The sequence below is a fragment of the Treponema sp. TIM-1 genome, assembly GCF_046533115.1.
Classification (GTDB): Bacteria; Spirochaetota; Spirochaetia; order Treponematales; family Breznakiellaceae; genus JAIRMO01.
The window spans coordinates 1-11,560 of the sequence record NZ_JAJQRC010000064.1; the positions used below are offsets into that span (position 1 = coordinate 1).

Below are 11,560 nucleotides of genomic sequence, written 5' to 3' on the forward strand. Positions count from 1 at the left end.
TACTCACTTTTTCAGAGAGTTTGGGGGGGGGGGGGGGGGGGGGGTTAAAAAATTCTGCCGGTACATGAATCATGGGATTAGTATAACCCATACCCGGCCAATACGCAATAGAAATTTCCTCTTCCCGCAGTACCTTATAAACACTAAACGGCCATGCATATACAGAATTTAAGAAATTCACCACAAAGGCGCAAAGTAGACCACTACGTGGTCAATTAAATGAGAAGAAGGCGAAGGAGAAGTAGTTAGGAGAGAGGAGTTAGGAGAGGGAGGGTAATTTTTCAACTCCTAACTCCTCTCTCCTCCCTTAACTCCTCTCCTTCCTTAACTCCTTCCTTCTTCGCCTTTGTGGTTATTTTCTCTAGTACAGTTTTAGCCGAACCCTTGTATTTTACCGGTCCTTTCGGTTATGATAAAAATACGAGGTTATCAGGTTGAAAAGGCGTTTTTTTGCTCTTTTGCTCTTGCAGGGGCTTTTTGTTCTGTATGCTCAGGAGATTGTTACCGCCGAACGATACCTGGAATCGGTGGCGGAAAACTATGGAAATATCCGGGATTACGAGGCCCGAATCACTATCCGGTCCGGAAACAGCACCATGTATGGGACGGTAAACCATCTTATCCCGTCCTTCCTCCGGATCGATTTTACCAGCCCCGCCAACCAGGTTATCCTCTACGACGGGAATCTCCTCACCATGTATCTTCCCGAATATCAGGCGGTTTTGAACCAGGTTATTTCCGGGTCCCGGCGGCCTTCAGGGGCGTCCATGGCCACCGCCCAGGGGCTTTTGCTCCTCCGGCGCAATTATGTGCCCGCCTTTGTGACCGGCCCGGCGCCGGTAGCCCTGGAGCCGGGTTCAAATGAACTGGTGGTTAAGCTGCGCCTTACCCGGCGGGCGGCGAGTGAAAATTTCAGGGAGATTTTTCTGGATATTGCCCCGAATACCAAACTGATCCGGCGTATCGAGGGAAGGACCATTGCCGATAGCATTGTCCGCTTTGATTTTTCGGAAATTAAAATCAATCAGGGCATACCGGAGCAGCGGTTTATCTATGATTCCCCGGCTTCGGCCAATTTGTACAATAATTTTTTGTTCAGGGACAGTGAATGAGCCCTTCCGCTCTGAAAAGCAGGCGCGGGTCCCGGAGAAATGGTAGTTTTTTTAGTTAAAGATAGTGGGTGGGAGGAAAAATCCTGTGGAATCGCTTGGAGAAAAGTTAAAATCCGCCCGGGAAAGTAAAAAATATACCCTTGATCAGGTGGGCCGGGATACGAATATCGCCGGCCGCTACCTGGAAGCCCTGGAGCGGGAAGACTTTTCCGTGTTTCCCGGAGAAGCCTATGCCCTGGGTTTTTTGCGCAACTACGGTGAATATCTTGGGTTTCAGGGGGAAGATCTTATTTCCCTTTACCGGGCCTTGAAAATTCAGGAACAGCCGATTCCGGTGGAAGAACTTTTAAAATCCCCGTCCCGGGTCCCCAAGATTTTGCTCATGACCTTTATCATCCTGCTGGTCCTGGGGCTTGCCGGGGGCGGGATCTATTTTTTTATCCGGTATTTCCCCCCCAAAGCTGCCGCCGATGTTACGCCCCGGGAAGCGGCGGTATATACCCTGGATGAACCCTCCATGGAACGGCGCTTTTACCGGGGAGACGCCGTCCTGGTTCCCCTGGGGACCACCCGGTACCGCTTGGAACTCTCCGGCCTGGGGGAACTGCTGACCATCACCACCCCCGGCGGAACGGTGAACTTCGATATGAGTCAGACCGTGGATCTGGACCTGAACGGGGACGGGATCGGCGATATCAGGGTAACTGCCGCGGATTATGCCAAAAATGACGCTGCCGCCGGAGCCTTGATCCGGATCGAACAAAACAACGATACCCGCCTTACCGAAGAAGCCCCGCCCGCGGTTTCCGGCGACCCGGTCCCGGAAATTCCGGCGCCCGTGTCTCCCTCGGCGGTGATCTTTTCCTCCCCCACCCCCTACCCCTTTACCCTGCAGGCGAATTTTCAGGGGTACTGCATGTTCCGCTGGGAAATTCTCGCGGAACGGGACCGGCAGGGCCGGAATGAGCGGTACTTTCAAAGAACCGATGAGTTGAATATACAGGCCCAAAACGGCATCCGAATTTGGGTTTCCAATGCCGCGGCGGTAAAACTCCAGGTTACCGGCGGGGGCCGGACCATGCCCATGGAAATAGGCGGGGCCGGTGAGGTGGTGGTAGCGGATCTTCGCTGGATTCGGGATGATGACGGTCGGTACCGATTGGTCGTGGCCCGTCTTGAATAAGATGGCGCGCTATTATCTTGATCCCTTTGGGTGTGTAAAAAACCAGGTTGATGCGGAAACCATGATGGGGGCCCTGGACAGATCCGGCTGGGCGGTGGCCGCGGATCCGGTGGAGGCGGACCTTATTATCATCAATTCCTGCGGTTTTATAAAAACGGCCAAGCAGGAATCGATAAACGCGGTTTTACGGTATAAAAAGGCCTATCCCGAAAAAAAAGTCCTCCTCGCGGGTTGTCTGGCCCAGCGGTATGCTTCGGAATTGGCCGAATCCCTGCCCGAGGCGGATCTGCTCTTTGGCAACCGAGACCTGGCCCGGATCATTGATGCGGCGGATTCTGCCCTGCACGGGAAGACCCGGGCTCTGGTTCCGGCGGAAGGGGCCCTGCCGGCGGAAGGATCTCCGTATGAGGGGGAACGGCCCCTGTTATCCCTGCCCGGTTCCGCCTATGTCAAAATTTCCGAAGGCTGCGATAACCGGTGTTCCTTCTGCGCCATTCCCCTAATCCGGGGTCCCCTGCGATCCCGGCCGGTGGAGGGGATCCTCCGGGAGTGCCAACGGCTCTTGGATCGGGGGGTGGTGGAGATAAACCTTATCGGCCAGGACCTGGGTTCTTATGGCGCCGATGTCTTCCCCAATCCGGGGCTCCCCCGGCTCCTGGAGGCCCTGACCCGGCTGGAGGGTCATTTTTGGGTGCGCCTCCTCTACATCCACCCGGATAATTTTCCCCGGCCCCTGCTGGATATCATCCGGCAGGATCCCCGGCTGCTCCCCTATTTCGACCTCCCCTTTCAGCACGGTTCCCCCGGAATCCTGCGGGCCATGAACCGGCGGGGGGATCCGCAGACCTACCTTTCCCTGATAGAGGAAATACGGACCGCCCTGCCGGACGGAGTGATCCGGTCCACCTTTCTGACGGGCTTTCCCGGGGAAACCGAAGAGGATTTCCAGGCCCTCCTGGATTTCCAGGAAAAGGCCCGGTTGGATTGGCTCGGGGTTTTTGTGTACTCCCGGGAGGAGGATACCCCCGCCTATGCCCTGAAGGGCCGGGTCCCCGGAAAGCTCGCAACGGAGCGGAAGGCCCGGATCGAAGCGCAGCAGATCCCCATCACCCAGGAACGGATGGAACGTTTTATCGGCAGGGAACTGCCGGTCCTGGTGGAGGAGGGGTTTACCCCCAGGGCTTCCGCCCTGGGCGGGGAGGGGAAGCTCTACCTGGGGCGCCTCTTTTCCCAGGCCCCGGAGGTGGACGGCGCCGCGGTGATCACCTCGGAGGAGGAACTCGTCCCCGGAACCCTGATCCCGGGCCGGGTGTTTGCCCGGGCCGGGTTTGACCTGGAAGTCGCTGCCCTGCCGGGAGGGTTTGTTTCATGAAAAGCGACGGAGGGCTTCCCCCCTACCTTGCCACCTTGAACCCCGAACAGCGGGAAGCGGTACTCCATGAGGGCCGGTCCCTGCTTATCCTGGCCGGGGCCGGGTCGGGAAAAACCCGGGTGATCACCACCAAGATAGCCTATCTGGTACGGGAACGGGGCCTGGACCCCCGGGCGATCCTGGCGGTAACCTTTACCAACAAGGCCGCCCGGGAAATGGCCGAGCGGGCCCGGCTCATCGACGAACGGGCCGGGGAGGCCATGCTGCGGACCTTCCACTCCTTTGGGGCATGGTTTCTCCGGCGGAACGGCCCCCAGGGGGGCCTTGATTCGGGGTTTGTCATCTACGATGACGATGATTCGGTGGCCCTCCTGGGGACCATCATGGAAAACGCCCCCAAGGCGGAGGTAAAGGAAATCGCCCACAGCATTGCCCGGGCCAAGGATTATTTTCTTACCCCCCAGGACCCCGAATTGGACCTTATCAACTACCGGAAGGATTTTCGGGACCTCTATGCCCGGTACGAGGAACGGCTTCGGCAGATCGGCAACGTGGATTTTGGGGATCTCATCAAAAAACCGGTGGAGATCCTCCGGGCCCTGCCCGAGGTGGCCCGGCGCTTCCATGACCGTTTCCGGGTTATCCTGGTGGACGAATACCAGGATTCCAATATCGCCCAGTTTGAGCTGCTCAAAGAGCTGGCCGGTCCTGAAACCTATGTCTGTGTGGTGGGGGATGACGATCAATCCATCTACCGTTTTCGGGGGGCGGAGGTAAAGAATATCCTGGAATTTCCGGATCGTTTCCCCGGCACGGACATCATCCGGCTGGAACGGAACTACCGGTCCACGGTTCCCATCCTCAAGGTGGCTTCTTCGGTGGTGGATAACAACCGGGACCGGCTGGGAAAGGAGCTGCGGGCCGAACGGGGGAACGGCAAAACCCCGGTGCTGGCCTTTCTTCCTGACCAGGACGAGGAGGCGGTTTTTTGCGCCAACCTTATCGAACGCTCCCGGGACAAGGAACCCCGGGCCGCCTATGCCGATTGGGCCATCCTCTACCGGACCAATGCCCAGTCCCTGGGATTCGAGACGGAATTCCTCCGGCGCCGCATCCCCTACCGGGTGGTGGGGACCCTGAAGTTCTATGAGCGGGAGGAGATCAAGGATGCCCTGGCCCTGCTTTCCTTTTTGGTGAACCCCCGGGACGAGGTGGCCTTTCGCCGGGTGGTGAACAAACCCACCCGGGGGGTAGGAGCCGCCACGGTGGACCGCATCCTGGGGGAGGCTTTCCTGGGGGGCCTGGCCGATGGGGTTGAAGCGGGGACGCCCGACGGGGATCTGGCCGTAGCGGCAAAACGGCTCCTCCCTTCATTACCCGCCAAGGCCCAGTCGGGGATTAACGCCTTTCTCGCGGTGATGGAAAAGAGCTGTTCTATCCTGGCGGGGACCGCGGAAAAAAAGGATACTAAAGAAGAAAAGGCCAAGCGGGAGGGGCTCCGCGCCGGGGAGGGGCTTTCCCTCTGTGTGGTACAGGTGGTGATGGATACGGGCCTCGCCGAATACCATAGTTCCCATGACGAGGTATCGGGGAACCAGCGGCTCAATAATCTCCAGGAACTGGCCAACGCCGCAAGCCTTTACACCGCCACCACGGAAGGGCTTCTGGAATTTCTGGAACACATTGAGTTGGATCGTTCCTTTGAGGAGGAACGGAAGGAGGATAAGGACAAAAACCATGATACGGTTACCCTGATCACCTACCACAATACCAAGGGCCTTGAATTCCGGCGGGTCATCATGACCGGGCTGGAGCAGGGGGTGTTTCCCCGGGACGATAAGGAATGGGAAGACCTGGAGGAGGAGCGGCGGCTTTTCTATGTGGGCGCCACCCGGGCCATGGATGAGCTCTATATCAGCTCCTGTGCCGTCCGCCGTATGTACGGCCGTACCGCCCCCATGGACCCCTCTTTGTTCCTGCGGGAAATTGACCAGTCCTCCCTCAGGGTTATCGGCACGGTCCCCTATGGTTTTGCGAAAACCCCCAGAAAGGCCCCGCCATCCCGGGGGAAGCAAACCCGTTCTTCCGACGGCCAATGGCAGGTGGGGGGCCGGCTTTTCCACGATGACTACGGGTACGGGGGGGTGACGGAGATCCGGGAAAGCGAAGAAGGTCCGGTGATCCTTGCCCGGTTTGACACGGGGAAAGAGCTCCGTTTTTTAAGCCGCCACCAAAGTTCCCGGATCACTAAAATAGGGGAAGAATAAGCGTCTATGGAAACAAAGGATCAAGAACCCTTGGCCCCCCCTGCCGGATTGATACCGGTGATACGCCGGGCCCGGGATTTCCGGCTCTATACCGACCAGGGCCGCCGTTTGGTCGATCTCTGGCAGCTTGGGGGGGCGGCCCTTTTGGGGCATACCCCCGCCGGAGTTCTCCGGGATTTTAAAAATACCGCCGAACGGGGGCTTTTTGCGCCTTTTCCCCACCCTTTGGCCGGCCGCTTTTTCAAGGCCCTGGCCCGGCTTTTTCCCGAAGGGGATTTCCGGGTATACGCCGATGAAATTTCCCTTTCCCGGGCCCTGGAGCGGGCGGGCCGCGATCCCGGGGCGCCTTTTTTGGATCCCGCCTTTGCCGCCCCAAAGGCCGGGCCGGCAGACCTGTGGCTCTGGCGGCCCTTCCTCAACACCGGGGAGACGGCTGCCCTTTCCCCGGAGGCGCCAATCCAACGGCCGGTCCTGCCCCTTCCCTGGCCCGGCACGCCCCAGGTCCTGGTCCTGGAAAAATCCCAAAGCCATCGGTTCCCCCCATCGGATCCGGTTTCCCCGGCGATTCTGGCCGCCATGGTCCGGGCCGTCTACGACCTCCTCGCCGCCCCGGAGCGGGGAACCCCCCGGTTTCCCAAAATAGCAAGGGCCCTGCCCCGGAGCCGGTGGCAGCCCCAGGGCATATACCTTACCCTCCCGGAAAGCCCGGACGCGGCTTTTTATGCCGATCTTTTCCGCGCTTTCCTTACCCAGGGCTTCCTCCTCCCCCCAACCCCCACCCAGCCCCTGATCCTGCCGGGACTCCTGTCCCCCGGCGAAGAAGCATCCCTGGCAAAGCTTCTCTGCACTTAGCACCATGGCATTAAAGAGAATTCACCACAAAGGCACCATCCAAGGCCTGGTACCATGGCATTAAAAAGAATTAACCACAAAGGCGCATAAGGCGAAGAAGGAAGGAGAAGAATTAAGAATAGGAAGACCATGTCCTCACTCCTCTCTTAATTATTCTTCCTTTTTTTCCTTCCTACCTTTTTCGCCTTCTTCGCCTTTGTGGTAAATTTCTTAACCAGCTCTTTATCAGTCGTCTGCCGGGGAAAAGCGGCGGCCCGCTTTTTTTTGGCCCCGCAGGCGCTTGGTATGCAGCCGTTGTTCCCGGGCCGCCTTGGAGGGCTTGGTGGGCCGGCGGTGTTTGGGGAGCCGGGCGGAGGCGGCGATCAGGGCTTCCATCCGGGCATAGGCCCGTTCCAGGTTGGTCCGCTGGGACCGCTCCTCGCTGGAGGCGATGACCAATTCCGGCCCGGCTTCCCCCTGGGAAAGCCGGGCAGCCAGGACTTCCCGGAGGCGGGTTAATTCCCCCCCGGAAAGCCCCCGGAGGGCGGCCAAACTGAGACGCAGGCACACCTTGGTGTTGACCTTGTTGACGTTCTGCCCGCCGGGGCCGCCGGACCGGGAAAAGCTGACTTCCCCGTGGTCGCGGATGGATTGACGCAGCTCCCCGCCGTTCATGGTTTCGGGGTCAGCCTATTTCCCGCTTAAGGGCTTCCGCCTTGTCGGTTTTCTCCCAGGGAAAACCGGCCCGGCCAAAATGGCCGTAGGCGGCGGTTTTTTGGTAGATAGGCCGCCGGAGGTCCAGGGAGGCGATGATCCCCGCGGGGGAAAGGTCGAAAATTTTGGGAATCGCCCCTTCGATACGGCGCTCGTCCACCACGGCGGTTCCAAAGGTATCCACCATCACCGAAACCGGGAAAGGAACCCCGATGGCATAGGCCAATTCCACCTCGCAGCGTTCCGCCAGTTTTGCGGCCACGATGTTTTTGGCGACATACCGGGCGATGTATGCGGCGGACCGGTCCACCTTGGTGGGGTCCTTGCCGGAGAACGCCCCGCCCCCGTGACGGCCCATGCCGCCGTAGGTGTCCACGATGATCTTCCTCCCTGTCAGTCCCGTATCGCCGTAGGGCCCGCCCACCACAAAACGGCCGGTGGGGTTGATAAAATACTTGGTGTTTTTATCCAAAAGGCCCAACGGCTCCAGGATGGGTTGGATGATTTGGCTAATGATCGCTTCCTTAATATCCCCATAGGAAATGTCGGAATCATGCTGATGGGAAACCACCACCGCGTCTATCCGCAGGGGCCTATGGTCTTCGTATTCTACGGTGATCTGGCTTTTGGCGTCCGGTCTAAGCCAGGGGATGGTTTTGTTTTTCCTCAGTTCCGTGGCCCTGATGAGGACCTGATGGGCCAGGGTGATGGGCAGGGGCATAAACTCCTTGGTTTCATTACAGGCGAACCCAAACATCATCCCCTGATCCCCGGCGCCCTGTTGGCCCTTGTATTCCTCCAGGCCCGTACCGGAAACCCCCTGGCTGATATCCGGGGATTGGCTGTGGATCATGTCCAGTACTGCCATGGATTGATAATCCAGGCCGTAGTCCGGGTTGGTATACCCCACCTGTTTTGCCACCTCCCGGACTATCTGCTGAAAGTCCACAAAGGTTTTGGTGGTTATTTCCCCCCCCACCAGGACCATGGAGGTAGAGGCAAAGGTTTCGCAGGCCACCCGGCTTTGGGGATCATCCCGCAGGCAGGCGTCCAAAATAGCGTCGGAAATCTGATCGCAGAGCTTATCGGGATGACCCTCCCCAACGGATTCTGAGGTAAAAAAATAGCGGCGTTTTTCCAATTTATAACTCCTTATTATATAATAATTATCTGAATTCTTCCTGATTAAGGCTCATCACATGGTCCACGGGCAGGGAGAAGATGATCCCCCCCGCCGCCGTGGTAATGCCGTAGGCCTGGCTTACCGCCTGCATAATGGCGGCCTTCCGCTCCCGGCCGGCGATGATGATGATGATCTCCTTTTCATCCTGAACCGAGACGCCGAAAAATTTGACCGGCCCCTTATGGGCCAGGCCCCGGGCGTTGATCACCGTACCCCCGCCGGCGCCGGCTTCCCGGGCAACGGTCATAAATTCATCACTGTACCCCTGGTTTACAATAGAAACAATCAGATCGTGTTTTATTTCGGTGTTCATTATTTCCCCTTCCTCTCCGGACGAAATATTGAGATTTTTGATAATACTCTCTTTAAAGACTTTGAGAATAGGATTGTTTATCCCCGAAAGGGGAATGGTAAAGACGATACCCGCGCCGGCAGCCTGGGAGCCGAGTTTTTTTCGGACCCCCCGGATCAGGGCAGGCACCATGATCTCCTGCTCAAGGCTGAAGATAACCGCCTTTTCGCTGCCCCCAATCCCCAGAAGATCAAGAATTTCCGAACTGGCGGTTCCCCGGCCCTTGCTGATAAAATGGAAGCGGACGTTTTCTTCTTCAAAAACCGTGGAAATTACCTTGATTTTATTCCAGTCGATGATAAAGACGAGAAACTTTATTATCGGCAACTTAGTATCTTCACTCATGAGCGGGTTCCTCCTCAAATTCTATGATCTCTCCCGCATTTTCTTCACTGATGGTTTCAAGAACCGCTTCGGTCTTCTGCGCGGAAACTTTCAGCTTACGGCCGTACATAAGACCCATAAATTGAATGACCAGCAGCGGCGCCATGGCCACCATGGCTACAATTCCAAAGGCATCGGTCATAAGATCCCCGCCAATGCCCTCGCAGGTCCCCATGGCCAGGGGCAGCAGGAAGGTGGAGGTCATGGGGCCGCTGCACACCCCCCCGGAATCAAAGGCAATACCGGTAAAGATCCGGGGGACAAAAAAGGTCAGGATCAGCGCAACGGCATAGCCGGGGATGAGGATCCACATGATGGAAATGCCGGTGAGGATGCGGATCATGGTTATGGCCAGGGCCGAGGCCATGCCGATGGAAAGGCCCCGGTTCATGTTTTTTTGGGATATGGAACCCGAGGATATTTCTTCCACCTGTTTGGTCAATACGTGAACCGCGGGTTCGGCGGCTACGATAAAATACCCGATGACCATGCTCAGCGGGACCAGGATCCACTTAAGGGGGGAAGCGGCCAATTCCGAGCCTAAAAGCTGTCCCACGGGGATAAAGCCCACATTCACCCCGGTTAAAAAGACCACCAGCCCCAGGAGGGTATAAAAAAAACCCACGGCGATCCGGGCGAGCTGATGTTTTTTGAAGCGCCGGGAAATAAACTGGAAGATCACAAAAAAGATCACCAGCGCCGCCATGGCGTACAGTACGTCCACCAGGTAATGGGGCATTTCCAGGGCAAAGGTTTTGACCACATCCTGGGAGGTTTCGATCAGGGGAACCACATGGCTTTCAATATCCGCCCCGGTGGGCTTAAAAAATATCCCCAGGATGAGTACCGACAGAATGGGCCCCACGCTGCAAAGGGAGACCAGGCCGAAGCTGTCGTTCTGGGAGTCCTTGTCGCTGCGGACAGCGGCAACCCCGACCCCCATGGCCAGGATGAAGGGGACCGTGATGGGGCCGGTGGTAACCCCCCCGGAATCAAAGGCCACGGGGATGAAGTTATTGGGGGCAAGAAAGGCAACCGCAAATACGATGAGGTAAAAGATTATCAGGAGTACCGAGAGGCGGATCTTGAGGAAGGTCCTGAGGACGGCGATGACCAGAAAAAGCCCCACCCCGACGGCAACGGTCAAAATCAGGGCCAGGGGCGGTATGGAGGGCACCTGCAGGGCCAGAACCTGCAGGTCCGGCTCGGCGATGGTGATGATGAGGCCCATGATAAAACTCACCAGGAGGACCAGAAAGAGGTTGGAGGACCGGGTAAGCTGAATGCCGATCCCTTCCCCTATGGGCATCATGGCCATATCCGCCCCCAGGGTAAAAAACCCCATCCCGATAATCAGAAGCGAGGCGCCGACCAGGAACATCAGAATGGTTCCGGCCGGGACCGGGACCAGAAACACGCTTGCAATAAGAACAATCGCGGTGATGGGAAGTACCGACGAGAAAGCCTCCATAATTTTTGCTTTTAAGATCTTGTTCATTCCGGTTTAAGTGTATAGATATATCGATTTTTTTTCAACCGAGGCAATTCTCAGTTCAACAAAAGACAAAAAAACCACGAACCACACGAACACCACGAACTTTTACTTCGATATTCCGGAATTTATACCTGAATCCCCTCTTTGTTTGTGAGGTTTTTTGCTTCGATATTTCGGAACCTATACCTGAATCCTCTCTTTTGTTCGTGAGGTTCGGGTGGTTCGTGGTTAATTATTCCACCTTAAATTTGGAAACTTCCTTAACCAGGATTTCGATATTCTCCTTGTTCTGACTGCTGATGACATTCACCCGGTCTACCGCTACGTTGATCTCGTCCGCGCCGCTGGCCATCTCATTCATCCCGTTGGTGATCTCCTGGGTCACCATCTCCAGGTTTTTGCTCTCCTGGATAATCTCCCGGCTCCCCTCCAGCATCTCCGTGGAACCGCCCTTGACCATCCGGGTGATTTCGTTCAGCTGGGCGATTGATTCCAGGATCTGGTGGCTCCCCTGGCCCTGTTCCTCCATGGCGTTCCGGATGTTTTCTTCCTGATCCGTGACGGTCTTTACCTCGTTGTCTATGGCCTCGAACTTGTTGAGTACCGCGTTGGTGGAGTTGGTGATCTTGTCGATACAGTCCTTGATCTTCTTGAGTACCGTGGAAAT

Annotated in this window: 9 protein-coding genes and 1 pseudogene; 5 read left to right on the top strand and 5 right to left on the bottom strand. The window is 57.0% G+C overall.

Annotated features, from left to right (window positions below; translation table 11 throughout):
• Window positions 1–434: 434 nt before the first annotated feature.
• The 5 genes from LQZ21_RS14290 to LQZ21_RS14310 all read left to right on the top strand — a co-directional run bounded on the left by LQZ21_RS14290 (window position 435) and on the right by LQZ21_RS14310 (window position 6,786).
• Window positions 435–1,112 carry a LolA family protein gene (locus LQZ21_RS14290; RefSeq protein WP_411045231.1) on the top strand — a complete coding sequence of 226 codons (678 nt, stop codon included), beginning with the start codon at window positions 435–437 and terminating at the stop codon, window positions 1,110–1,112.
• Between the two features lie 85 nt (window positions 1,113–1,197).
• The gene (locus tag LQZ21_RS14295) at window positions 1,198–2,295 is read left to right on the top strand and encodes a helix-turn-helix domain-containing protein (RefSeq protein WP_411045233.1); all 1,098 of its coding nucleotides are present in this window, start codon (window positions 1,198–1,200) and stop codon (window positions 2,293–2,295) included.
• Entirely contained in the window at window positions 2,252–3,667 is a 1,416-nt protein-coding gene (rimO, locus tag LQZ21_RS14300; protein ID WP_411045235.1) for a 30S ribosomal protein S12 methylthiotransferase RimO, read from the top strand. The genes LQZ21_RS14295 and rimO overlap by 44 nt, the downstream gene beginning before the upstream one ends.
• A complete protein-coding gene (locus LQZ21_RS14305) occupies window positions 3,664–5,934 on the top strand; it encodes an ATP-dependent helicase (protein WP_411045236.1) in 2,271 nt (756 codons plus the stop codon). The genes rimO and LQZ21_RS14305 overlap by 4 nt, the downstream gene beginning before the upstream one ends.
• A 6-nt stretch (window positions 5,935–5,940) precedes the next feature.
• Window positions 5,941–6,786, top strand: coding sequence for a hypothetical protein (locus tag LQZ21_RS14310; protein WP_411045237.1), 846 nt, complete (start codon window positions 5,941–5,943; stop codon window positions 6,784–6,786).
• 225 nt (window positions 6,787–7,011) lie between these two features.
• Here the strand turns inward: LQZ21_RS14310 and arfB are convergent, their stop codons facing one another.
• The 5 genes and pseudogenes from arfB to LQZ21_RS14335 all read right to left on the bottom strand — a co-directional run.
• Entirely contained in the window at window positions 7,012–7,440 is a 429-nt protein-coding gene (gene arfB / locus LQZ21_RS14315; protein ID WP_411045239.1) for an alternative ribosome rescue aminoacyl-tRNA hydrolase ArfB, read from the bottom strand.
• A 10-nt stretch (window positions 7,441–7,450) separates the two neighbouring features.
• On the bottom strand, window positions 7,451–8,620 hold the full coding sequence (gene metK / locus LQZ21_RS14320) for a methionine adenosyltransferase (RefSeq protein ID WP_411045240.1): 1,170 nt from the start codon (window positions 8,618–8,620) through the stop codon (window positions 7,451–7,453).
• 25 nt (window positions 8,621–8,645) lie between these two features.
• Window positions 8,646–9,359 carry a P-II family nitrogen regulator gene (locus tag LQZ21_RS14325; RefSeq protein WP_411045242.1) on the bottom strand — a complete coding sequence of 238 codons (714 nt, stop codon included), beginning with the start codon at window positions 9,357–9,359 and terminating at the stop codon, window positions 8,646–8,648.
• Window positions 9,352–10,896 carry a DUF1538 domain-containing protein gene (locus LQZ21_RS14330; protein ID WP_411045244.1) on the bottom strand — a complete coding sequence of 515 codons (1,545 nt, stop codon included), beginning with the start codon at window positions 10,894–10,896 and terminating at the stop codon, window positions 9,352–9,354. Before LQZ21_RS14330 ends, LQZ21_RS14325 begins: the two co-directional genes overlap by 8 nt.
• Window positions 10,897–11,125: 229 nt before the next feature.
• Window positions 11,126–11,560, bottom strand: a pseudogene (locus LQZ21_RS14335) (methyl-accepting chemotaxis protein); the annotation flags it as partial.

Excerpts from the sequence above, each read along its gene's own strand:
- rimO (WP_411045235.1), top strand. The coding sequence starts at position 2,252 with ATGATGACGGTCGGTACCGATTGGTCGTGGCCCGTCTTGAATAAGATG.
- LQZ21_RS14305 (WP_411045236.1), top strand. The coding sequence starts at position 3,664 with ATGAAAAGCGACGGAGGGCTTCCCCCCTACCTTGCCACCTTGAACCCC.
- LQZ21_RS14310 (WP_411045237.1), top strand. The coding sequence starts at position 5,941 with ATGGAAACAAAGGATCAAGAACCCTTGGCCCCCCCTGCCGGATTGATA.
- arfB (WP_411045239.1), bottom strand. The coding sequence starts at position 7,440 with ATGAACGGCGGGGAGCTGCGTCAATCCATCCGCGACCACGGGGAAGTC.
- LQZ21_RS14325 (WP_411045242.1), bottom strand. The coding sequence starts at position 9,359 with ATGAGTGAAGATACTAAGTTGCCGATAATAAAGTTTCTCGTCTTTATC.
- LQZ21_RS14330 (WP_411045244.1), bottom strand. The coding sequence starts at position 10,896 with ATGAACAAGATCTTAAAAGCAAAAATTATGGAGGCTTTCTCGTCGGTA.